Origin of the sequence: Aquamicrobium zhengzhouense (genome assembly GCF_016124105.1) — a bacterium.
In the GTDB taxonomy this organism is placed as follows: Bacteria; Pseudomonadota; Alphaproteobacteria; order Rhizobiales; family Rhizobiaceae; genus Aerobium; species Aerobium zhengzhouense.
This window is the reverse complement of record NZ_JADGMQ010000013.1, coordinates 1-21,385: the sequence shown is the minus strand read 5'-3', so window position 1 is coordinate 21,385 and position 21,385 is coordinate 1. Positions and strand designations below refer to the sequence as shown.

23 protein-coding genes are annotated in these 21,385 nt (G+C 60.0%); 13 read left to right on the top strand and 10 right to left on the bottom strand.

The features are described from left to right. Window positions 1-278: 278 nt before the first annotated feature. The 3 genes from IOD40_RS20370 to IOD40_RS15530 all read left to right on the top strand — a co-directional run bounded on the left by IOD40_RS20370 (window position 279) and on the right by IOD40_RS15530 (window position 1,564). Entirely contained in the window at window positions 279-668 is a 390-nt protein-coding gene (locus IOD40_RS20370; RefSeq protein WP_198477610.1) for an Abi family protein, read from the top strand. Window positions 669-962: 294 nt separating this feature from the next. Then, window positions 963-1,253, top strand: coding sequence for a YggT family protein (locus IOD40_RS15535; RefSeq protein WP_198477609.1), 291 nt, complete (start codon window positions 963-965; stop codon window positions 1,251-1,253). Then, window positions 1,250-1,564: a DUF167 family protein gene (locus tag IOD40_RS15530; protein WP_198477608.1), complete on the top strand. Its 315-nt coding sequence runs from the start codon at window positions 1,250-1,252 to the stop codon at window positions 1,562-1,564. The genes IOD40_RS15535 and IOD40_RS15530 overlap by 4 nt, the downstream gene beginning before the upstream one ends. Window positions 1,565-1,644: 80 nt before the next feature. On the opposite strand, the gene ppa is transcribed toward IOD40_RS15530, so the two are convergent. The 5 genes from ppa to IOD40_RS15505 all read right to left on the bottom strand — a co-directional run bounded on the left by ppa (window position 1,645) and on the right by IOD40_RS15505 (window position 5,043). Continuing rightward, window positions 1,645-2,178 carry an inorganic diphosphatase gene (ppa, locus tag IOD40_RS15525; protein ID WP_198477607.1) on the bottom strand — a complete coding sequence of 178 codons (534 nt, stop codon included), beginning with the start codon at window positions 2,176-2,178 and terminating at the stop codon, window positions 1,645-1,647. A gap of 174 nt (window positions 2,179-2,352) precedes the next feature. Next, window positions 2,353-2,859, bottom strand: a complete 507-nt coding sequence (locus tag IOD40_RS15520) for a GNAT family N-acetyltransferase (protein ID WP_198477606.1) — start codon at window positions 2,857-2,859, stop codon at window positions 2,353-2,355. Window positions 2,860-2,945: 86 nt separating this feature from the next. Continuing rightward, on the bottom strand, window positions 2,946-3,584 hold the full coding sequence (locus tag IOD40_RS15515; RefSeq protein ID WP_198477605.1) for a TPM domain-containing protein: 639 nt from the start codon (window positions 3,582-3,584) through the stop codon (window positions 2,946-2,948). 10 nt (window positions 3,585-3,594) lie between these two features. Beyond that, window positions 3,595-4,425 carry a TPM domain-containing protein gene (locus IOD40_RS15510; RefSeq protein WP_198477604.1) on the bottom strand — a complete coding sequence of 277 codons (831 nt, stop codon included), beginning with the start codon at window positions 4,423-4,425 and terminating at the stop codon, window positions 3,595-3,597. Between the two features lie 18 nt (window positions 4,426-4,443). Next, the gene (locus IOD40_RS15505; RefSeq protein ID WP_198477603.1) at window positions 4,444-5,043 is read right to left on the bottom strand and encodes a LemA family protein; all 600 of its coding nucleotides are present in this window, start codon (window positions 5,041-5,043) and stop codon (window positions 4,444-4,446) included. A gap of 120 nt (window positions 5,044-5,163) precedes the next feature. Between IOD40_RS15505 and IOD40_RS15500 the strand changes: the two genes are divergently transcribed. The 4 genes from IOD40_RS15500 to IOD40_RS15485 all read left to right on the top strand — a co-directional run bounded on the left by IOD40_RS15500 (window position 5,164) and on the right by IOD40_RS15485 (window position 9,173). Further along, window positions 5,164-5,394 (top strand): hypothetical protein, encoded by a 231-nt coding sequence (locus IOD40_RS15500; RefSeq protein ID WP_198477602.1) that lies wholly within the window; start codon window positions 5,164-5,166, stop codon window positions 5,392-5,394. Between the two features lie 4 nt (window positions 5,395-5,398). Then, window positions 5,399-6,283: a pyridoxal kinase PdxY gene (gene pdxY / locus IOD40_RS15495; RefSeq protein WP_198477601.1), complete on the top strand. Its 885-nt coding sequence runs from the start codon at window positions 5,399-5,401 to the stop codon at window positions 6,281-6,283. A gap of 118 nt (window positions 6,284-6,401) precedes the next feature. Beyond that, the gene (locus tag IOD40_RS15490; RefSeq protein ID WP_198477600.1) at window positions 6,402-7,046 is read left to right on the top strand and encodes a carbonic anhydrase; all 645 of its coding nucleotides are present in this window, start codon (window positions 6,402-6,404) and stop codon (window positions 7,044-7,046) included. Window positions 7,047-7,130: 84 nt separating this feature from the next. Further along, window positions 7,131-9,173 carry a M3 family metallopeptidase gene (locus tag IOD40_RS15485; protein WP_198477599.1) on the top strand — a complete coding sequence of 681 codons (2,043 nt, stop codon included), beginning with the start codon at window positions 7,131-7,133 and terminating at the stop codon, window positions 9,171-9,173. A 22-nt stretch (window positions 9,174-9,195) separates the two neighbouring features. Here IOD40_RS15485 and IOD40_RS15480 read toward each other — a convergent pair whose 3' ends face one another. Further along, window positions 9,196-9,432, bottom strand: a complete 237-nt coding sequence (locus IOD40_RS15480; RefSeq protein WP_198477598.1) for a hypothetical protein — start codon at window positions 9,430-9,432, stop codon at window positions 9,196-9,198. Window positions 9,433-9,519: 87 nt separating this feature from the next. After that, entirely contained in the window at window positions 9,520-10,110 is a 591-nt protein-coding gene (locus tag IOD40_RS15475) for a VOC family protein (RefSeq protein WP_198477720.1), read from the bottom strand. Window positions 10,111-10,357: 247 nt separating this feature from the next. Here IOD40_RS15475 and typA point away from each other — a divergent pair, with 247 nt between their 5' ends. Both typA and IOD40_RS15465 read left to right on the top strand, forming a co-directional pair. After that, the gene (typA, locus tag IOD40_RS15470; RefSeq protein WP_198477597.1) at window positions 10,358-12,181 is read left to right on the top strand and encodes a translational GTPase TypA; all 1,824 of its coding nucleotides are present in this window, start codon (window positions 10,358-10,360) and stop codon (window positions 12,179-12,181) included. Between the two features lie 160 nt (window positions 12,182-12,341). After that, window positions 12,342-12,737: a VOC family protein gene (locus IOD40_RS15465; RefSeq protein WP_198477596.1), complete on the top strand. Its 396-nt coding sequence runs from the start codon at window positions 12,342-12,344 to the stop codon at window positions 12,735-12,737. 58 nt (window positions 12,738-12,795) lie between these two features. Here the strand turns inward: IOD40_RS15465 and IOD40_RS15460 are convergent, their stop codons facing one another. The 3 genes from IOD40_RS15460 to IOD40_RS15450 all read right to left on the bottom strand — a co-directional run bounded on the left by IOD40_RS15460 (window position 12,796) and on the right by IOD40_RS15450 (window position 15,176). Then, a complete protein-coding gene (locus IOD40_RS15460) occupies window positions 12,796-12,963 on the bottom strand; it encodes an excalibur calcium-binding domain-containing protein (protein ID WP_198477719.1) in 168 nt (55 codons plus the stop codon). Between the two features lie 412 nt (window positions 12,964-13,375). Further along, a complete protein-coding gene (locus IOD40_RS15455) occupies window positions 13,376-14,698 on the bottom strand; it encodes a VWA domain-containing protein (RefSeq protein WP_233714020.1) in 1,323 nt (440 codons plus the stop codon). A 271-nt stretch (window positions 14,699-14,969) separates the two neighbouring features. After that, on the bottom strand, window positions 14,970-15,176 hold the full coding sequence (locus IOD40_RS15450; protein ID WP_198477594.1) for a DUF1674 domain-containing protein: 207 nt from the start codon (window positions 15,174-15,176) through the stop codon (window positions 14,970-14,972). Window positions 15,177-15,284: 108 nt separating this feature from the next. On the opposite strand from IOD40_RS15450, the gene htpX reads away from it, so the two are divergent. From htpX to purH, 4 genes are all read left to right on the top strand, one after another. Continuing rightward, entirely contained in the window at window positions 15,285-16,310 is a 1,026-nt protein-coding gene (gene htpX / locus IOD40_RS15445; RefSeq protein ID WP_198477593.1) for a zinc metalloprotease HtpX, read from the top strand. Next, window positions 16,310-17,695 (top strand): RsmB/NOP family class I SAM-dependent RNA methyltransferase, encoded by a 1,386-nt coding sequence (locus IOD40_RS15440; protein ID WP_407649212.1) that lies wholly within the window; start codon window positions 16,310-16,312, stop codon window positions 17,693-17,695. The genes htpX and IOD40_RS15440 overlap by 1 nt, the downstream gene beginning before the upstream one ends. Window positions 17,696-17,794: 99 nt before the next feature. After that, entirely contained in the window at window positions 17,795-19,492 is a 1,698-nt protein-coding gene (locus tag IOD40_RS15435) for a heparinase II/III family protein (RefSeq protein WP_233714019.1), read from the top strand. Between the two features lie 138 nt (window positions 19,493-19,630). Beyond that, window positions 19,631-21,247: a bifunctional phosphoribosylaminoimidazolecarboxamide formyltransferase/IMP cyclohydrolase gene (gene purH / locus IOD40_RS15430; RefSeq protein ID WP_198477591.1), complete on the top strand. Its 1,617-nt coding sequence runs from the start codon at window positions 19,631-19,633 to the stop codon at window positions 21,245-21,247. Window positions 21,248-21,385: the final 138 nt, after the last annotated feature.

The window sequence follows — 21,385 nt, the reverse complement described above, 5'->3', positions numbered from 1 at the left end:
GCCGAAGGGCGAATCGCAAGCCAAGCAAACGCGCCGCGCCTTTAGCAAATCAACCGGCGCTAAAATATGACGGGGGCGGGTTCGGGGAGGAGAGGGAAACTGGTTCGGGAAGCCGCCCGATAGTTCGGACCAGTTTCGGATCGGAGCCTGCGCAGAGCCGGTGGCCCGATGGGTGGCGCGATTCAGCAGAAATGCGGCCCCGGCGACCAAGCCTCAATGATATTGTTGCCGATGCCGTTCATCCTGGCAAAAGAAGCGTGCGCACTCATGGGCGGTAGATGGCGGAAACGACGGGAAGTTACGGTGCGGACGAGGGAGAGTGGCTGCGGCAAGAGGCTGCGCTGAAATCGCGTCAGGTCCTGAATAGCGATCAACGATGCGAAGCTAATGCCGCTCTGAGCGGAAGGCCTGCAACCATGGCGGTAGAACTTCTGGATTTCGGCCCCTTATCCATATTCCTTTCGGGGATGCGCTATGCAGATCTGAAGAAGATCGCCGCCAGCTACGGCATTCCGAGCAGAGACGGCCCTCATTTAATAAAGTCATGGATCAGATCAATTAGCGCACTGCGTAACGCTTGTGCGCACCACACGCGAGTGTGGAACCGCCCGCTTATTGATCGCCCGCCTTGCCCTATTTGGGTGCATTGCCTGACCTCGATCATCTAGTGGCGATGGATGGAGGGAATAAAAGGCTCTATGCCGCCCTATCGATAATGCGGTTCCTCTTGAGGCGGATAAACCCTCGAACGGAATGGCATCTTCGCCTCCAACGCCATATTTCCACTTTTCCAATCGCGCCAAATATTAAGCTGGGTGATTCAGGTTTCCCTACCGCCTGGTCCGCGATGCCCCTTTGGGCCGATAGCTGACTGGCAAAACCTATCACCCCTTCCCCACCATCCGCCCTTGCCGCTCACGCCGGCCTTGTTTACATGTTCTGGGCTTCATAGGGAAAACGGCATGCTTGCGCTTATCCAGACGATTGATCTCGCTCTCAGCATCTATTGGTGGTTCATCATTGGCTCCGCCGTGTTCTCCTGGCTCTACGCGTTCAATGTCGTTAATCCGCGCAACCAGTTTGTCGCGAATATTGGCTACTTTCTGCACCGGGTGACCGAGCCGGCGCTGCGGCCGATCCGGCGCATTTTGCCGGATCTTGGCGGCATCGATATTTCGCCGATCATCCTGCTGCTCATCATCTTCTTCATTCGCCAGCTTCTCTGGACGACGATCGCGCCTGCCCTGGTGTGAGCGAGACGTATTACCGGCCCGTCAAGGACGGGTTCGATCTGTTCATCAGGCTGACGCCGAAATCGTCGCGCGAGGCGGTGGAGGGTGTCGAGATCGCATCCGACGGGCGCGCGCATCTGAAGGCGCGCGTGCGCGCTGTACCTGAAAAAGGCAAGGCCAATCAGGCCCTGGTCAAGCTGATCGCCGCGACGCTCGGGGTTCCTGCGCGCGATGTCGAAATCGTGTCGGGTGATACGGCGCGGCTGAAAACCGTGCGGATCACCTCAAATGCCGATGACATTGAGGAACGGATCAGGTCACTGGCCGGATGAACAATATCAATGAACCATAAAAAGAAACGCCCGGCGGCAAGGCCGTCGGGCGTTCTTGTTTTAGAAGGGGCGAGACGAGATCAGCCCTTGGCCTTGGCGCGCTCGATCGCCTCGACGATCAGCTTCTTGGCATATTCCGAACCGTGCCAGCCGTCGATCTTGACCCACTTGCCCGGCTCCAGATCCTTGTAGTGCGCGAAGAAGTGCTCGATCTGCTTGAGGGTGATCTCCGGCAGGTCGGTGTGCTCGAAGACGTTCTCGTAACGGCGGGTCAGCTTCGGGACCGGAACAGCGATGACCTTCTCATCCTGGCCGCCATCGTCTTCCATGACGAGAACGCCGATCGGGCGCACATTGATAACGCAGCCGGGGATGAGCGGACGGGTGTTGCAGACGAGAACGTCGATCGGGTCGCCGTCGTCGGACAGGGTGTGCGGAACGAAACCGTAGTTCCCCGGATAGGTCATCGGCGTGTAAAGGAAGCGGTCGACGACGAGCGTGCCGGAATCCTTGTCCATCTCGTACTTGATCGGGTGGCCGCCGACCGGCACCTCGATGATGACGTTCACGTCTTCTGGCGGATTCTTGCCGATGGAGATGGCGTCGATAAGCATTTGCTTCTTCCTGCTAAGGCTTGAAAAATCGCTCAAGGAGCAGAGCGTACTCGCCCGTGCGGATATACCGACAGGCGCGCTATTGCAATGCAGCACCGCAAAGCAGGACGTTTCGACGCCCTGCAAAAGTCAGCAGATAGGGATGGAGACGGGGCGCTTTGGCCCCGAAATATTCTAGTTCCAGACGTACGCGATCTTGCGCAGTGCCTTGGCGTCGAACACTTCGACGCCCTCGGCGACGTCACGTCCGCCTGCGCCCTCGTAGAAGCGCAGTGCGTTGTCGTTGTCTTCGAGCGCCCAGACCACGAGACCGGACAGCCCATGCGCTTCCAGCCGATCGCGAGCGGCATTGAAAAGGCGCTTGCCAAGGCCGATGCCCTGATATTCAGGACGCAGGTAAAGCTCGTAGATCTCGCCTTCCTGCGGCAGCTCGCGGGCGCGGTTGCGGCCCAGCGTTGCATAGCCAACAATGTCACCGCCCATCTCGATCACCAGGACACTGGCGGCACGGCGAATGGCGTTATCCCACCATGCCTGGCCACGGCGGCCGATCATGGTGTTGAGAGCGCGGTGCGGGATGATCCCCGCATAGGCGCCCTGCCATGCTTGGTGATGCACGCAAGCGACTGCTTCCGCATCGCGCGGTTCAGCCTTCCTGATGTCGATCGAGAGCGTATTCATGATTTGTTAAGGTTAACCACTGCGATTCCGCGCGGCAAGCGGTTGCGACGCCGTCACGAAAATTTTCTTCGTGACGCCAAGGTGGCTCAGATTTCGACGACGTGATCGTCTAACTCGTTTGGATTGTTGGAACCGCCGGGGAAATGCGCGGTCAAAAGCCCGCCCGCGCGATCGACTGCCTCCGCAAGACCGTCGACTAAATGTCCCGCCTTCGCCGCCTTTGTCAGTCTGGCGACGATCTCGTTCCATTGCTCCTGCTCGACAATCGCGTTGATTCCCGAATCAGCAATTACCGCGGCATAGCGCTCCGCGAGCGAAACAAAGATCAGGATACCAGTGCGCCGCTCGGTGGTGTGCACATTATGGGCGAGGAATTGCTTGAGGGCATTGTCGTGTGCGCGCCGATAGGCAAGGCGACGCGGCACCATGCGAATGCGCAGGGCAGGGACGAAATGAGCCAGCAGCAGCGCGGCAGCGATTGCCGCGATCTGGATGAGGACGAATGACAGATGCGATATGGCCAGCCAGCTGCGGTCGAGCCAGAAGGTGACGACGAGGCTTGCCAGCAGCATTCCGAGGGTAAGCGTGAACGCCGCCGGGAAGAAATAAGTGTCGCTGCTTCGCGCAATCACGCAATAGATTTCACCACGCGTCGACATTTCCGCACGGCGGATCTGATCGGCCAGTCTCTGGTGTTCTTCGTCGGTGAGCGAGGGACTGATCATTCTTGAGAACCTACCAACTTCCCGAAGCGCCGCCGCCACCCGAAGATCCCCCGCCTCCGGAAAAGCCGCCACCGCCGGATGACCAGCCGCCACTCGACCCGCCTCCGGATGTCATGACCCAACCTGATGAGCCACTGTGCCGCTTCTTGCGGTTGAGATCGATGTCCATTCCAAGCCACCGGTAGCGGCGCGGGCCGATCTTGCGCCCGAAGATCGGCGCAAGGAGGCTGGTCAGGATCGAGCCGAAGAAGATCGAGGCCCAGATCACGAGGAAGATGATTGCGATCCATTGATCGACGTCGACCTCGCTCTTCCGGTTGCGTTCGGCGCGCGCCTGAAGCTCGGCGCCATCGCCCTCGAGCACCAGGATGATGTCATCAACGGCGCGCGATATGCCAGCGGAATAATCTCCCGCGCGAAAGGCAGGTACGAGCGAATTCTCGATGATCAGCCTGGAGTAAACATCCGTGAGCGTGCCTTCGAGACCATATCCCACCTCGATGCGCATCTTGCGATCATCGTAGGCGACAAGGAGAAGAACGCCGTTGTTTTCTCCCGCCTGCCCGAGCTCCCAGGAGCGGAACAGGCGATTGGCGAAAGGCTCGATCGCCTCGCCGCCAAGATTTCGTACCGTCGCTACAACGATCTGGTCTGAGGCTTTTTGCTCGAATGCGGCGAGCTTCTCGGTAATGCTGGCTTCTGTCGCCGCATCGAGGATGCCAGCATCGTCAACGACGCGGCCGCTGAGCAATGGCTGGGCGAAGACCGGGATCGCGATGACGAACGCCAGCGCAAGCAGCATGGCGCGCAAGGTGCCGCTTGAGGAATGTTTGAACCGCATCGCCGGAGGGTTCGCTCGCTAGTTGGTGCCGAAATTGATCTGCGGCACCTGCATCGTGTCGTCAGAGACGGTGAAATTTGGAAACGGTACGGCGTCGGTAAACCAGAACTTTGCCCAGAGCATCGTCGGGAGGGTGCGAAGCGAGGTGTTATAGACGCGCACCGCCTCGATATAGTCACGCCTTGCCACCGCGATGCGATTTTCGGTTCCTTCGAGCTGCGATTGCAGGGCGAGGAAGTTCTGGTTCGCCTTCAGGTCAGGATAGTTTTCGACGACCGCCAGAAGGCGGGACAGCGCGCTGGTCAGTGCGGACTGGTTTTCCTGAAACGCCTGGAAAGCGGCGGGATCCTGCAGCATCTCGGGCGATAGCTGAACCTGAGTTGCCTTGGCGCGCGCCTCAACGACGGATTCCAGCACTTCACGTTCGTGGGCTGCATATCCCTTTACCGTCTCGACGAGGTTCGGGATGAGGTCTGCCCGCCTCTGATATTGATTCAGAACCTCTGACCATGCCGCCTTGGCGCGTTCTTCTTCGGTCGGGATCGTATTGAACCCGCAAGCGGTGAGCAGCGGCAGCAAGAGGGTGAGAAAGAGTGCGGGGAGGAGATTGCGCGACATTGCGGACCGTCCGGCGTCATTGAGGTTGGGAGAATTTAGCGTCAAACGGTGACAAGGCAATCATCGCTTGTGCCCGTGGTCCGCTGACGACTAATCTGAAGTCTTGTTGGGAAGGTCGAAATGAACCGGGACGACGAGGCCAGAGACGAAGCGCGGCGCATCATCAATCGCGTTGATCTGGAGAGCGAGCCGACCATGCTGGGGCGCGCGCGCCATCACATGGCAGGGGATGATGCCGACCAGAGCGACTGGGCCGAATTGTGGGGCACCCGTATCGGCCGCTGGGCGGGAGTGATATTGCTCATCTATCTGATCTGGTGGTTGATCGATTTCGCAATTTATGCCGGCTGAAGCGATGAACAACGCACATTCCGAACGCCATTCGCCAATTATCGTCATATCGAGCCACGTTGTGCGTGGGTCAGTCGGAAACCGGAGCGTTGTCTTCGCACTGGAGCAGCTTGGATTTCCCGTATGGGCCGTGCCAACCATTTTGCTTGCCTGGCATCCGGGGCAGGGGCGCTCGACGCGTATTGTTCCCGAGGATGGTCAGTTCTCGGCTTTGATAGAGGATCTTGCCGCCTCGCCGCGGCTTGGGGAAGCTTGTGCAATCATCAGCGGGTATTTTGGCGATCCGCGTCAGGCCAAGGCGGTTGCCGGGCTGGTAAAGCAGCTGAAGGCCCGCAACCGGAAGGCAATCTTTCTGTGCGACCCTGTTTGCGCCGATGAGGACGGTCTCTACGTGCCGCAGGCGGTGGCGGAGGCGATCCGTCAGGAATTGCTGCCGCTCGCCGATATCGCCACGCCCAATCGATCCGAACTCGAGTGGATCGTGGGCGAGAGGCTGGACGACAATTCCTCGATCATTCGGGCCGCGCGCAAACTCGGGCCATCGACAATGCTGGTGACGTCCGCCCACGCAATGCTGGCTGGCTCGATCGGCAATCTGCTTGTGACCCGGCTGGACGCGGTTCTGGCGGAGCACCGGGTCATCGAGAATGCCCCGAACGGGACCGGTGATCTCTTCGCTGCCATTTTTATTGCGCGCCTGATTGAAGGGCTTTCGCCTGAAAAGGCGCTGCGATCAGCGACAGCGGCGGTGTTCGAGGTGGTCGCAAGGGCAGTCAAACGCGGCTCGGTCGATCTGATGCTGGCAACCGATGCGCAAAGCCTCGTCCATCCGATGGCGATGGTGCAGACACGGCGCATCGTTGAGCCGCGCGGCGGTGCTTCAGCCTGATCAGCTGGCTTGATGAACGGGTTGCCAGGAAGACAAGAGCGGCAACCTGACGTTAAAATCCTTCTCCTTGCGCAACCGAATTATTGCGCCGAGGAATTTTTAGGTTTATCGGCAGCACATGGACGCCCTCCCCCCAAGACTCCTCACCGGCTATCGCGAGTTCATGCAGGGTCGGTATGCCTCCGAAAGCAACCGCTATCGCACTCTCGCGAAAGACGGACAAACGCCGGAAACAATGGTCATTGCCTGCTGCGATTCTCGCGCGGCACCGGAAACCATCTTCGATTGCGGCCCTGGCGAATTGTTTGTCGTTCGCAATGTCGCAAATCTCGTTCCGCCCTATGAGCCGGACGGAAAGCACCATTCGACCTCGGCGGCTCTCGAATTTGCCGTTCAAAGCCTGAAGGTGAAGCACATTGTGGTTCTCGGGCACGGACGGTGCGGCGGCATCAAGACCGCCCTTGATCCAGCTTCCGCTCCCCTGTCTCCCGGCGATTTCATCGGAAAGTGGATGGGGCTTGTCGCTCCGGCGGCAGAGGCCGTTGCCACGAACACGATGATGACGGTGACTGAGCGTCAGACAGCTCTCGAGCGTATTTCTATCCGCTACTCGATCGCCAATCTGCGCAGCTTCCCCTGCGTCTCGATCCTCGAAGGCAAGGGACGTCTGACGCTGCACGGGGCCTGGTTTGACATTTCGACCGGCGAATTGTGGGCTATGAACCCCGCTACCGGCGATTTCGAGCGACCCGAGTTCGACTGACGCATCTCTCTGGAGCGTTGCGCGGGCGAGCGTCCGCGCCTACATCAGGTTCAACCTGCCTGCTGTAATTTTCCGGAGACATTCATGCTCGATCTTGCCGATCATCCCCTGACCTATTGGACAGGGCCGCTTGGCCTGCCCGCCTTCGACCAGATTTCCGACGACCAGTTCGCCGCTGTCTTTGCGGCGGCTTTCGCGGCGCACGAGGCGGAGATTGCAGCGATAGCCGGAAATCCGGATCAGCCGAGCATCGAGAACACGCTGGCTGCTCTGGAACTGGCTGGCGATGCATTCGGCAAGGTGTCGGCGATCTTCTGGCTGCGTGCCGGGGCGCACACCAATCCGGACATCCAGAAGCTGGAGCGGGACATCGCACCGAAGATGTCGCGGCATTTCTCGGCGCTCTTCATGAATGAAGCGCTGTTTGCCCGCATCGACGATCTTTACGCGCGGCGTGAAAGTCTCGATCTCGACAGCGAGACGGATCGGGTTCTCGAAAAGACGTGGAAGCGCTTCGTCAAGGCGGGGGCAAAGCTCGGTGCCGAGGAGAAGCAGCGACTTGCCGCGATCAATGAGCGCCTCGCTTCGCTTGGTGCGCAGTTCGGGCAGAACGTTCTCGCGGACGAAGCAGGGTGGGCGTTGTTTCTCGACGGCGGTGACGATCTGGCAGGGCTCCCGCCATTCCTCGATTCGGCGATGGCCGAGGCCGCAACGTCCCGCGGGCAGGACGGGCGCTATGCAGTCACGCTCTCCCGCTCGATCATCGAACCGTTCCTCACGTTCTCTGCCCGCGCAGATCTGCGCGCCAAGGCGTTTGAAGCCTTCACCAAGCGTGGAGAAAACGGCGGCGATACCGACAATGGTGAGATCGTTCGCGAGACGCTGGCCCTTCGCGCAGAAAAGGCAAAGCTTCTCGGCTATGAGAGCTTTGCTGCGTTCAAGCTCGATGACACGATGGCAAAAACGCCGGATGCGGTGATGAAGCTTCTCCAGCCTGTCTGGAACAAGGCGCGGACCAAGGCACTGGCGGACCGTGACGAGTTGCAGAAGATGGCTGCAGAGGCCGGCAGCAACGAGAAGCTCACCGCTGCTGACTGGCGCTACTGGCAGGAAAAGCTGCGGGCTCAGAAATACGACTTCGACGAAGCGGAGCTTAAGCCGTATCTTCAGCTCGATCGCATCATCGATGCCTGTTTCGACGTAGCAACTCGCCTGTTCGGCATCAGCTTTGAAGAAAAGACCGGCGTTGCGACCTGGCATGAAGATGTTCGCGTCTTTGAGGTCAAGAACGCGGACGGAACCCACCGGGCAACATTCCTTGCCGACTATTTCAACCGTCCTTCCAAGCGCTCCGGCGCGTGGATGAGTTCGCTTGAAAGCGGTTATTCGCTGGGCGAGGGCGCCTCGCCTATCATCTACAATGTGATGAACTTCGCGAAGCCGCCTAAGGGCGAGCCCGCGCTTTTGTCGATGGATGATGCGCGTACGCTGTTTCATGAATTCGGCCACGCCTTGCACGGTATGCTGACCGAAGTGACCTGGCCCTCCGTTGCCGGCACTGCGGTGTCACGCGACTTTGTCGAACTGCCATCGCAGCTTTACGAGCACTGGCTGACGGTGCCGCAGATTTTGGAAAAGCACGCGCGCCATTACGAAAGCGGCGAGCCGATGCCAAAGGCTCTGCTGGACAAGATGCTCGCCGCGCAGACTTTCAATGCCGGATTTGCGACGGTGGAGTTTACTTCCTCGGCGCTGGTCGACATGGAATATCACAGCCAGCCGGAGGCACCGGTCGATCCGCTCGCCTTTGAAGAAAAGGTGCTGCGGGAGCTCGAAATGCCTGCCGAGATCGTGATGCGCCACCGCACGCCGCATTTCCTGCACGTCTTCTCAGGCGACGGCTATTCGGCGGGCTATTATTCCTACATGTGGTCGGAAGTTCTTGATGCCGACGCTTTCGCAGCGTTTGAGGAAACCGGCGATCCGTTCAATGCGGACGTAGCGGACAAGCTGAAGACATACATCTACGCCGCCGGTGGTTCAAAGGACCCGGAGGCTCTCTACACGGCGTTCCGCGGTCGTATGCCAACGCCGGAAGCCATGATGGAAAAACGCGGCCTCGTCTGAGGACGCGCAAAGATTGCTGGAATTAGAGGCAGGGGCGCAGGGAGCCCCTGCGGGATGCGTCCGCGCAAACCGGTAGGCCCTGGCCTTGCATGCGCGGGCCGGTGATCATCGTGTAATCGACGCCATGATCGCCGGGCTTGAAGCTGTCGAGTGAAACCAGCGTGTCTTCCTTGAAAGTTGGCGCAGAAAAAGCTGCGCCGATCCCGATGAGGGCGGGAATGGTGGTGACCGCGGCGATCTTAACGAGCCAGCTATGCATTGTGAGTTTCCCGTGATCCTCCGGGAAACCTAACCTGCAACCGTTAAAAAAGTTTCAAGAGGCTTAACGTCTTGCGCCGCGTTCGATTTATCCCCGTCGATAGGGGTCGCGTGGTGAACGATCCTTTGACAGGGACGGCCTGTTGCGGGTGACGAGGTTCTCGATGGCGTCACTGAGATGCTTTTCGGCAATGTTGTAATCGTCAGCTGCGACGCGAAGCTTATGCGCTTCCATCAGAACGTCGGCATGGGTGAGGCCATGCGGTGGCTCGAACCTGTATGAGGCCAGTTCAATAAGCAGGCCGAGCGGATCCTTGAAATAGATCGAGTCCATGAACCCCCGATCCTTGACGCCGCTATGGACAATCCGTCGTTCGTCCAGACGTTCGACCGCCTGCAGGAAGGTAACGCGCGAGACGGAAAACGCGATGTGATGCACCCCACCGGTCGGCGTCGTGCCGCGCATACGTTCTGCCGCACGGCTCTCATTGGTGAAAATGGTGATCAGGCGTCCATCGCCTGGATCGAAATAAAGATGGCTTTCATCTGGATTATCGAGATTGGGCTGTTCGAAGACGAAGGGCATGCCCAGCACGCCTTCCCAAAAATCGATCGATGTCTGCCTGTCGGCCCCCATCAACGTGATGTGATGAACGCCCTGGGATTGAAGTTTCCGCATCATGGTCTCCTGTCTTGCGGCGGAATCCGTGGGCGGGATACCGTCTATTTGTAGTGTAGATCATCACGCCATTGTAATACGCTCGCGCAATTGTGACAGCCTCGATCGAAAAGACAGACCGTTAATCTGGCAAAGACGTTTTCGGCCACCTATATCGCCCCCTTTCGCAATTGCGAGAAAAACGCTAAGAGCACGCATCGAACACGCTGGCGTGCCCCATCGCGCCGACCAATGCCTCCGAGGATATATGAAGCTTCGAAACATCGCGATCATCGCGCATGTCGACCATGGAAAGACCACACTTGTCGACGCGCTCCTGAAACACTCCGGTACCGTCCGTGAAAACCAGCGTGTTGCCGAACGCGTTATGGATTCAGGCGACATCGAAAAAGAACGCGGAATTACCATTCTTGCCAAGGCCACTTCGGTGGAGTGGAAAGGCACCCGCATCAACATCGTTGACACGCCTGGCCACGCCGACTTCGGCGGTGAAGTCGAGCGTATCCTCAACATGGTTGACGGCGTCATCGTGCTGGTGGACGCAGCTGAAGGCCCGATGCCTCAGACCAAGTTCGTTGTCGGCAAGGCGCTGAAAGTCGGCCTCAAGCCGATCGTGGCGATCAACAAGATCGACCGCCCGGACGCACGCCACGTCGAGGTCATCAACGAAGTGTTTGACCTGTTCGCAGCGTTGGATGCCACCGACGAACAGCTCGACTTCCCGATCCTTTACGGTTCAGGCCGAGATGGCTGGATGGCTGCATCGCCCGAAGGTCCAAAGGACGAAGGCCTTGCGCCGTTGTTCGAGGTGGTTCTGAACCATGTTCCGGAGCCTACGGTCCACGAGGGACCGTTCCGGATGATTGGAACGATCCTCGAAGCCAACCCGTTTCTGGGTCGCATCATCACCGGGCGTATCGAGTCCGGTTCAGTGAAGCCGAACCAGGCTGTGAAAGTTCTCCACCACGACGGCACGGTTCTGGAGAACGGTCGCATTTCCAAGATCCTTGCATTCCGCGGTATCGAGCGCCAGCCGATCGAAGAAGCGCAGGCTGGTGATATCGTCGCGATTGCCGGCCTTTCGAAAGGCACTGTCGCCGATACCTTCTGTGACCCTTCTATCAATGTGCCGATGCAGGCGCAGCCGATCGATCCACCAACGGTCACGATGTCGTTCATCGTCAACGACTCGCCGCTGGCAGGTACTGAAGGCGACAAGGTTACCAGCCGCGTGATCCGCGATCGTCTTCTGAAGGAAGCCGAAGGCAGCGTCGCGCTGCAGATCGAGGAATCGCCGGACAAGGACTCGTTCTACGTGTCGGGTCGTGGTGAATTGCAGCTCTCGGTTCTGATCGAGACGATGCGCCGCGAAGGCTTTGAGCTTGCCGTGTCGCGTCCGCGCGTCGTGATGCAGAAGGGCGAGAACGGCGAGACGCTCGAGCCGGTCGAAGAGGTCGTGATCGACGTTGATGAAGAGCACGCCGGTATCGTCGTTCAGAAGCTGAGCGAGCGCAAAGCTGACATGATCGAATTGCGCCCGTCAGGCGGCAATCGTCAGCGCCTGGTCTTCCACGCGCCGACCCGCGGCCTCATCGGCTACCAGTCGGAGCTTTTGACCGACACGCGCGGCACGGCGGTGATGAACCGGCTGTTCCATGCCTATGAGCCGTACAAGGGCGAACTGCCAGGCCGCACGAATGGCGTTCTGATCTCCAATGATCAGGGCGAGGCCGTCGCCTATGCGCTGTTCAACCTTGAAGATCGTGGGCCGATGGTTATCGAGCCAGGCGTCAAGGTCTATCAGGGCATGATCATTGGCATTCACTCTCGCGACAATGATCTCGAGGTGAACGTCCTGAAGGGCAAGAAGCTGACCAACATCCGTGCTTCTGGCAAGGACGAGGCGGTGAAGCTGACGCCACCGATCCGCATGACGCTGGAGCGGGCGCTCTCCTGGATCCAGGACGACGAGCTGGTGGAAGTGACGCCAAAGTCGATCCGCCTGCGCAAGCTGCACCTCGATCCGAATGATCGCAAGCGCTTCGAAAAGCAGAAGGCGAGCGCGGCTTAAAACCCGCTCGCGGGCCGTACGCCGCTTAGGCGGCTGGCCCTCCGCGAGGGCGCCAGACGACTGGCGGCCAGCGGTCGCGGGCTGATACCGCTGAACCCGTTATCGAAGCGGCGGCCGAGAGGTCGCCGTTTTCGTTTCGATCTCAAGACAGGAGTTTTTCATGGCCAAGATGATCCACTCGATGATCCGCGTGCTCGATGAGCAGCGTTCGGTAGAGTTCTACAACAAGGCCTTCGGCCTCGAGATTGCCGAGCGCCTTGATTTCGAGAAGTTCACGCTCGTCTATCTGTCCAACAAGGAAACCGGTTTCGAGCTTGAACTGACGATCAACAAGGGCCGTGAAGAACCGTATGATCGCGGAGATGGCTATGGCCACCTTGCTGTGTCGGTCGACGATGTGAACGCTGAGCATGCCCGTATGACCGCGGAAGGATTGGAGCCGCGAAAGCTGGTCGATTTCGCGCCCGCGGGTGAGGTTATCGCTCGGTTCTTCTTCATCGCTGATCCCGATGGCTACGAGATCGAAGTCCTCCAGCGTGGCGGTCGCTACCTTTGATCTAGCCTGACGATGGACCGGTGCTGGCAAGGGCGGCTTTAAGCAGGGCGCTTTTCCGTCAGCATCCGATCCTCCTGCGGATTTCGTCCACTTCGCGTTTGCTGCGACAGACGTTTTCGCAGGGGATGCCGTCATTGTCGCCGTCGGCTCGGCGGTAGCCGCTGCGCCACAATATGACCGCTTCCTCGCAGCTGCGTACGACCTTGCAGCTGCGAGCCTGGGCAATGAAATCTCATCATTGGCAAAGGATATCGGCGCCGCTGCGTAGGATGGAGAGAGTATCGCTACCCAGGACGCAAGCGTCGCCTCAAGGTATTTCCGTCTCTTCACAGTCATCGCCAAGCTCCCGAGGAGGAGCTTAGCAGATCATTGAAAAATACTTCAATGCATTGCCCTTGTAAGGACAGATTTGCGACCCCACAATTACCGCATGTTCAACGAGCTGAAAGGAGGTGATCCAATGTCGAGTGGTTTCAACCGTAGCGTGGCCCCGGCGGATCGTCCTTTCGGGAAGCAGTCTTCCTGACAGGCGCGTGAAGCGCGGTTTGATGGGTCTCCATCCCACGGGCCGCACCACGGAAGAAAACGCGAGGGGCCGGTAGCTGTACCGGCCCCTTTCCATTTCCGGAGGGCAGGCCTTATTGCGTCAGTGCCAGCGCCTCAATATTGCGCGCGATGGTCATGAAGGCTTCGTTCAGTTCCGAGCCTGTGGACGTTTCGAAATAATGCTTGAGCGCGTTTGTGTCGCTGCTGGCGCAGTTCTGCATGATCCGCCGCGCGTTCTGATTGTTCCCCAAGCCAAAACCGATGGTGAAGATCTCGATCCCGTCATCTTTCATGCGTCTGCAGAGAGCTTCGGCGTTGGCACGCGACTTGGATTTCTGGTTTTGCACATCGCCGACCGCGTCGGCATGTGCGGTGTTGAAATCACCATCGGTCATGAGAATGGCGATCTTGGCGACTTCGCGCGGATCGTGATCTTCGGGTCCGTCACCGAGATCTGCACGCCTGATCGCGGCACGCCAGTTCGGCGACAACATGTAGTAGGTCCATTGGATCCCGATCGCGCCACCGGTATACCCGTCGATGGAGAAGCCCTGTATCTGCTGTTTCAAAAGTGCGGCATCCGCGGTCAGCGGGCGAAGCACCGCCCGGACGCAGGTTTTCAGGCGATCATCGCGATTGACCTTGGCATAGTATTTCTTCGATTTGTCATAGTACCAGGTGCGCCTGGCATCGGGTCCGTCATCAGAGTAGTCGACGCCAAGGTTCTCAGTCCTCCGCTCGGTTGCGCAATTGTTGGTTCGTGCCCCCGTATTGGCGGTGATTTGTGCCTGGGATGCGCCGATTGGCGGGGGCAGATCCCATCGTCCCTCACGCTCTACGAAGACGGTCTCATTTGCGAGGGCGCTGCCAACATTGACGCCGTCGGAGTAGGGAATAAGCGCGATGCGAACCCGTGGGTTTTGCGGGTTCTGAGCGCCGATCAACGCGTCGATCGCGTTGGTGGCCGCTGCTTTCAGGTCGCGTATCTTGCTACCACTCATCGAGCCCGTGACGTCGAGCATCATGGCGACCTCTACTCTCTTGTCGGAGTAAAGGGCGGCAGACCTGGTCGTGATCAGTTGCTGATTCTGACTGGCGAAGAAGGGAAACGCAACGTCGAGAAGGACGCTCGCCTGAGCGCTAACGGTTCTCGCCTGGCGGTCTATCGTGAGGGAGTCCAGTTTTAGCCTTCCATCCTCGGCATAAGCCCGCAGGCCGTTGGCGATCAAAAACGCCTCGACGAGGGGGCGCGCATCCTTTTCCTGAATGGCCCCTGTTGTCAGATCTCTTGCTGTGGAAGTGACGGCGGCATCGAGTGCCGCGAGGAGATTGGCCCGCGTCAGCGTTACCTGACCAATATTGACGCCGAAACCGGTGCCAACCAGCAGAACGGGCATCACGATGCCCGTCATCATTGCAAAATTCCCACGCCTGTCGCGCCATAGTCTCGACGCAGCAGAAAAAACTCGCGCTAGTCCCAGCATGTGTGCCTCCAGCGAGAATGACGAAGCTGTACGTCATTCGGCTGGCGCGTAGAAATACTACCCGCCGCGCAGCAAATGTGCCGAGCAGCTGATGAAGCAACTGTTAATGGGGGAGTCCGATTGCCAGAACTGGTTTAAGGATTGTGAAGATGCGGAAAGAACAGAGGCAATCAATACTCTCTTCTTCTCAGTCATTGAGGGGTCAGAAGTCGCAAGCGACGCCCTTGATCTCCCAGTCGCCGAAACGCGCCGGATCCTTGCCGCCACGTCCGCCCAGTTCTTTCGGGAGATTGGCTTCCTGGTCCCTGGCAAGCCTGCGTCGCTCTTCTGCTTCTGCAAGCGCTCGCAAGGCAGCTGGTGGGAGTTCCCGCGCGGGAACAGGGGGCTGGTTTTCTTCTTCAGTCTGCATGGCCAAACATTGAACTTGTCGTGTGATCCTCCCATCATATAGGCAGTCAGCGTGACGGGATCGACCCCGGCGACCGCTTAGAGTGCTAGATTTTCGGAGACTGTCTGGATGAACGTCATCCGTACGGCAATGCTGTTGGCCCTGATGACCGCTCTGTTCATGGGCGTTGGCTACCTGATTGGTGGCGAGGGCGGCATGATGATCGCATTCCTGATCGCAGCGGGCATGAACCTCTTCAGCTACTGGAACTCTGACAAGATGGTCCTGCGCATGCACAACGCGGTCGAGGTCGACGAGCGCAACGCACCCGAATATTACGGGATCGTCAAGGCGCTGGCAGAGCGTGCCAACCTGCCGATGCCGCGGGTCTATCTCATCGACAACCCACAGCCCAACGCGTTCGCCACAGGTCGCAACCCGCAAAACGCGGCGGTTGCGGCGACGACCGGGCTGCTGCAGCGCCTGTCGCGCGAAGAAGTCGCCGGTGTGATGGCGCATGAACTGGCCCATGTGCAGAACCGCGACACGCTCACCATGACGATTACGGCGTCAATTGCTGGCGCGATTTCCATGCTCGGCAATTTCGCCTTCTTCATGGGGGGCTCGAACCGTGAAAACAACAATCCGCTTGGCGCCATCGGCGTGCTAGTTGCGATCATCGTTGCACCGCTCGCGGCGATGATCGTGCAGATGGCAATCAGCCGTACCCGCGAATATGCCGCTGATCGTCGTGGCGCCGAGATTTGCGGTCAGCCGATGTGGCTTGCCTCAGCCCTCGACAAGATTGCACGCGGCGCGCAGGCGATCCGCAATGATAATGCAGAGCGCAGCCCTGCCACCGCGCACATGTTCATCATCAACCCGCTCTCGGGCGAGAAGATGGACAATCTGTTTTCCACCCATCCGGATACGGCGAACCGCATCGCAGCACTGCAAAGGATGGCGCAGGAGTTCGGTGGGGGTGGCGGCGCGCCTGCGCGCCCGGTAGATCCTCGTCCCGCACCAAGTGCCCCGCCAAGATCGCCGCAAACCGGACCATGGGGAACTGCTCCCCGTCCGGAGCAGCCTCAGCCCCGGCCAAGCCAACCTCAGACCAATCCATGGGGACGTAATCCCACGGGTCCCCGGAGATAATGACAATGAATGACGGCGTTCGCCGCGCGCGCGGCGGCGCGAAGAAGTCCCTGCAAAAACCTGCAGCCGATGCGCCGGGCCTTGCCGCCCGGCGTGCTGCTGCCCGTCTTCTTGCTGCGGTCGTCGACGCAAAGACCTCTCTGGATGGCCTGACGGACCATGATCATGGCCACCCGCAATTCCTCGCGCTTGACATGCGCGATCGTGCACTTGTGCGGGCGATCCTGACGACAGCGCTGCGCTATCGAAACACGATCGAAGCGCTCATCTCGGCGCGTCTTGAGCGGCCTTTGCCGACAAATGCCCGATCGTTGTCGCACATATTGCATGTGGCGGCAGCACAGATGCTGTTTCTCGATGTTCCGGATTCTGCGGCTGTCGATCTTGCGGTGACACATGCGAAAGCGGATCCAAGGACGGCGCGATTTGCGGCGCTCGTCAACGGTGTGCTGCGCGAGATTGCGCGTCGCAAGGAGCGGGCTCTGCCCGCAGCTTTGGCCCAGACCATCGATACGCCAGCCTGGTTTTACGAGCGCCTCGTTGCCGCCTATGGAGATGAAGCCGCCCGCGCGATTGCGGACGCGTATCGAACCGAGGCGCCTATCGACCTGACGGTGAAATCCGACGCGGAAGGATGGGCAGAGCGGCTCGGCGGAATTGCCTTGCCAACCGGGGGCGTCCGTCTTGAGGCTCTGGAGGGGCCGGTCACCCAGCTTCCCGGCTTTTCAGACGGGGAATGGTGGGTTCAGGATGCTGCGGCCTCAATACCTGCCCAGTTGCTCGGCGATATTTCGGGCTTGCGCGTAGCGGACCTGTGTGCGGCTCCCGGCGGGAAGACTGCTCAGCTTGCGGCAGCGGGCGCGCAGGTGACTGCGCTTGAGCTGTCACCCAACCGCGCCAAGCGTCTCAAGGCCAACCTGGAACGCCTCAAGCTCGAGGCGGAGGTGATCGTCACGGATCTCTTTGCTTACGAGCCGACGGAAAAGTTCGATGCGGTGCTGCTGGATGCGCCGTGTTCTTCGACGGGCACTGTCAGACGTCACCCCGATGTCCTTTGGGCGAAGGGGGTGGAGGATATCGAAAAGCTGGCGACGCTGCAGGCCCGCATGCTGGAAAAGGCGGTGACGCTGGTCAAACCCGGCGGGCGAATCGTTTTTTCCAACTGTTCGCTTGATCCTTTGGAGGGCGAGACGCTCTACCAGGCGTTTCTTGCCGCCAATCCCCAGGTGGAGAACGACCCGGTCAGCGTGGATGAGCTGAGTTTCGTAGCGTCATTCTTGACGCCGGACGGCGCGCTTCGTACCACTCCGGCAGGCCTCGATCTCGGGGCCCCTGCGCGATCCGGTCTCGATGGCTTTTACGCTGCCCGGATGCGGCTGAGATAGGCCGAAGCACGGCATTTTCGCCTTCGCAGGGACCAATCGCTCATCTAAGCTGTGCTCGTCGATCCTTGGCGGAGCGCGGCGATTCGGAGGATGTCCACCTTGACGCTCATCAGGGGCAGTTCCCCGCAGATCTGGGGATTCCTGGCCTCGACTCTATGGCGAAGACTGCGTGGTCGTCTGCGCGTGGGACCGGTGTACCGCTGGCGCTTCACCGGGCGCACCCCCGAGCGCGTCCTTATCGCACCGCCAGATCTGCGGCTCGCCGATGCCCAGATCGCCATGGAGATCTACCATGGCCGCTTCCCGTTTGCCGGCAGGCTGGTCGACACACATGGCCAATCGCCATTTTCGATGAGGGTGACTGACAGCGCCTGGCTTTCTGCGCTGCATGGTTTTCGGTGGCTCCGTCACATGCGCGCGGCAGAGACCGAGCTTGCGGCCGCAAATGCACGTGCCCTTGTACGCGACTGGATTTCCATCAACGGGCGCAAGATTGACGGCCTCGCCTGGAACCCTGCGATCACCGCGCGCCGCATCATTGCCTGGCTGCAGCACTCCGCCGTGGTACTCCAGGGCGCGGATTATCAGTTCTATCGCCTCTTCCTGAAATCCCTGGCGATCCAGATGCGCTACTTGCGGGCGATGGTGCAGGAGATGTCGCCGGGCGAGGAGAAGCTGAGGGCGCGCATTGCGCTGGCGTTTGCCGCCCTTTCTTTACCGACGCCGCCCTCGGCAATGCGGGCTGCATCGAAGCAGCTTGCACTGGAGCTCGACGCGCAAATCCTGCCTGATGGTGGCCATGTGTCGCGCAATCCTGAGGCCATCTTGGAATTGCTGGCGGATCTGCTGCCACTTCGCCAGACCTATTTCAATCAGGCAGAAGCACCGCCGGATGCCTTGATCGGAGCTGTCGAGCGCATGCTGCCCGCTCTGCGCTTCTTCCGCCACAGAGACGGTACCCTGGCGCGTTTCAACGGGATGGGCGCAACGAGCCATGATCGCATCGCGTCCATTCTCCATCATGATGACACGGCAGGAGCGCCTCTGCTGCACGCCCCGCATTCCGGCTATGAGCGGCTTGCGATGGGAAACACGACCGTCATTGCCGATACGGGCGTTGCCCCACCGCCAGAGCTTTCACAGACCGCTCAGGCAGGTTGCCTGTCGTTCGAACTTTCTTCCGGCCGCAGTCACTTCATCGTCAATTGCGGTGTCGATACTTACGGCGCCGAAGATTTCCGCCCACTCGCCCGCTCGACTGCTGCTCATTCAACCGCAACGCTGAATGACACCTCGTCGGCGCGGTTTATCCTTGGCAAGGAACTTGCGCGCATTGTGGGAGCGCCGCTGGTCGACGGGCCGAAAAACGTGCCCTGCCGTCGTCTGGATTCCGAAGGCATCCAAAGCTTTGTCGCGCGTCATGATGGTTATGCGCCCCGGTTCGGCCTCTACCATGAACGCGAACTTGCGCTTTCAGCCAATGGGGAACTTCTGGAGGGGATTGATCGGGTGGTGCGTAAGGATGGCGAAGTGGCCAGGTCCAACGGACGCGACCGGGTAAGTGTGCGCTTCCACCTCTATCCGGATGTTGCGCTGTTCGAAAACGGTCGAGGGCATCTGGTGCTGCAGGGCGCAGACGATGAGCGCTGGGAATTTTCCTGCGAGGAGCTTGCGCCACAGGCGGAAGAAACCCTGTTTTTTGCCGGACTGGGAGGCCCGCGCCGCAGCCACCAGATCGTTCTTACCTACGCAGCTTCGGATCATCCGGAAATCCACTGGCGCCTGCGCCGCCTCTGACCTTGCGCGAGCAGCCGTGGTGCACAGGATGCTTCCGTTGCGGCTCGTCCCCTGGCGGGCCGACGGCGTTTAAAAACTCAACCGGCTGTGGTAGGCCCGCGCAAACCCTTCTGCCTGCAACCAGCCGGAGCCACAGCCATGGCCGTCGTCTCGAAGAAAATTCCCGCTCCCGATCTTGTCCCGCTGCGCCGCGCGCTTTTGTCGGTGTCCGACAAGACGGGTCTGATCGACCTCGCCAAGGCGCTGCATGAGCGCGGTGTCGAACTGGTCTCGACCGGCGGAACGTCGAAGGCGATTGCCGCGGCAGGCATCCCGGTCAAGGACGTTTCCGACATTACCGGCTTCCCGGAAATCATGGACGGCCGGGTCAAGACGCTGCATCCGTCGGTGCATGGCGGCCTCCTCGCCATCCGTGACGATGCCGAGCACCGCGAAGCGATGGAAGCGCACAATATCGGCGCGATCGACCTCGCGGTCATCAATCTCTACCCATTCGAAGAGGTCCGCGCCGCTGGCGGCGACTACGCTTCGGTCGTCGAGAATATCGACATTGGTGGCCCGGCCATGGTGCGCGCTTCGGCCAAGAACCATGCCTATGTCGCCATCGCCACCGACCCCGCCGATTATACGCGGCTGCTTGAGACCCTTGGCGAAAATGACGGTGCAACGCCATACCGTTTCCGCCAGGAACTTGCGGCAAAGGCCTATTCGCGCACCGCAGCCTATGATGCCGCCATCTCCGGCTGGTTCGCCGACGCGCTCGCCATCGAAGCGCCGACCTGGCGGGCCTTTGGTGGCAAGCTCGATAACGTCATGCGCTATGGCGAGAACCCGCACCAGCAGGCTGGCTTCTACGTCAATGGCGACAAGCGCCCGGGCGTTGCGACAGCTCGTCAGCTGCAGGGCAAGCAGCTCTCCTACAACAATGTCAACGACACCGATGCAGCCTTCGAGCTGGTTGCCGAGTTCGATCCCAAGCGTACGGCAGCCGTAGCCATCATCAAGCACGCCAATCCATGCGGTGTCGCTGAAGGGGCAACGCTGAAGGAAGCGTATCTCTCGGCGCTCGCCTGCGATCCGACGTCTGCCTTCGGCGGGATCGTCGCGCTCAACCGCCTGCTTGACGCGGAAGCTGCCGAAGAGATCGTCAAGACCTTCACGGAAGTGATCATCGCGCCTGAAGCATCACTAGAGGCTGTCGAGATCGTAGCAGCCAAGAAGAACCTGCGCCTGCTCGTTACCGACGGTCTGCCAGACCCGCGCGCGGCCGGCCTTATCGCGAAGTCTGTTGCCGGCGGCATGCTGGTCCAGTCGCGCGACAACGCGGTTGTCGATGATCTCGATCTCAAGGTCGTCACCAAGCGCGCACCGACCGAAACCGAAATGGCAGACCTTCGCTTTGCCTTCCGGGTTGCCAAGCACGTCAAGTCGAACGCCATCGTCTATGCCAAGAACCTTGCCACCGTCGGCATCGGTGCAGGCCAGATGAGCCGCGTCGACTCCTCGCGCATTGCTGCCCGCAAGGCGCTCGACGCGACCGAGGCTGCCGGCCTGAGCGAATCGCTCGCGAAGGGTTCGGTCGTCGCCTCCGACGCCTTCTTCCCGTTTGCGGATGGTCTTCTGGCTGCCGTTGAAGCTGGCGCAACCGCCGTCATCCAGCCGGGCGGCTCGATGCGCGACGATGACGTCATCGCCGCTGCCGACGAACACGGCATCGCCATGGTCTTCACGGGCACCCGCCACTTCCGCCACTAGGAGCGTGGGGGCCTGGTAGCCCCCTCCGTCGCTCCGCGACACCTTGTAAGTTAAATCCCGCCGCATCTGCTATCATTGTTGGTGCGGTGGCGGATGCGAGGCCGCAGCCACCTGGGGACACCAAGCCCGTGGGGGAGC

Coding starts and splice junctions, on each gene's coding strand:
- IOD40_RS20370 (WP_198477610.1), top strand. CDS start 279: ATGGCGGAAACGACGGGAAGTTACGGTGCGGACGAGGGAGAGTGGCTG.
- IOD40_RS15535 (WP_198477609.1), top strand. CDS start 963: ATGCTTGCGCTTATCCAGACGATTGATCTCGCTCTCAGCATCTATTGG.
- ppa (WP_198477607.1), bottom strand. CDS start 2,178: ATGCTTATCGACGCCATCTCCATCGGCAAGAATCCGCCAGAAGACGTG.
- IOD40_RS15520 (WP_198477606.1), bottom strand. CDS start 2,859: ATGAATACGCTCTCGATCGACATCAGGAAGGCTGAACCGCGCGATGCG.
- IOD40_RS15515 (WP_198477605.1), bottom strand. CDS start 3,584: ATGATCAGTCCCTCGCTCACCGACGAAGAACACCAGAGACTGGCCGAT.
- IOD40_RS15510 (WP_198477604.1), bottom strand. CDS start 4,425: ATGCGGTTCAAACATTCCTCAAGCGGCACCTTGCGCGCCATGCTGCTT.
- IOD40_RS15505 (WP_198477603.1), bottom strand. CDS start 5,043: ATGTCGCGCAATCTCCTCCCCGCACTCTTTCTCACCCTCTTGCTGCCG.
- IOD40_RS15500 (WP_198477602.1), top strand. CDS start 5,164: ATGAACCGGGACGACGAGGCCAGAGACGAAGCGCGGCGCATCATCAAT.
- pdxY (WP_198477601.1), top strand. CDS start 5,399: ATGAACAACGCACATTCCGAACGCCATTCGCCAATTATCGTCATATCG.
- IOD40_RS15490 (WP_198477600.1), top strand. CDS start 6,402: ATGGACGCCCTCCCCCCAAGACTCCTCACCGGCTATCGCGAGTTCATG.
- IOD40_RS15485 (WP_198477599.1), top strand. CDS start 7,131: ATGCTCGATCTTGCCGATCATCCCCTGACCTATTGGACAGGGCCGCTT.
- IOD40_RS15480 (WP_198477598.1), bottom strand. CDS start 9,432: ATGCATAGCTGGCTCGTTAAGATCGCCGCGGTCACCACCATTCCCGCC.
- IOD40_RS15475 (WP_198477720.1), bottom strand. CDS start 10,110: ATGCGGAAACTTCAATCCCAGGGCGTTCATCACATCACGTTGATGGGG.
- typA (WP_198477597.1), top strand. CDS start 10,358: ATGAAGCTTCGAAACATCGCGATCATCGCGCATGTCGACCATGGAAAG.
- IOD40_RS15465 (WP_198477596.1), top strand. CDS start 12,342: ATGGCCAAGATGATCCACTCGATGATCCGCGTGCTCGATGAGCAGCGT.
- IOD40_RS15455 (WP_233714020.1), bottom strand. CDS start 14,698: ATGATGACGGGCATCGTGATGCCCGTTCTGCTGGTTGGCACCGGTTTC.
- IOD40_RS15450 (WP_198477594.1), bottom strand. CDS start 15,176: ATGCAGACTGAAGAAGAAAACCAGCCCCCTGTTCCCGCGCGGGAACTC.
- htpX (WP_198477593.1), top strand. CDS start 15,285: ATGAACGTCATCCGTACGGCAATGCTGTTGGCCCTGATGACCGCTCTG.
- IOD40_RS15440 (WP_407649212.1), top strand. CDS start 16,310: ATGACAATGAATGACGGCGTTCGCCGCGCGCGCGGCGGCGCGAAGAAG.
- purH (WP_198477591.1), top strand. CDS start 19,631: ATGGCCGTCGTCTCGAAGAAAATTCCCGCTCCCGATCTTGTCCCGCTG.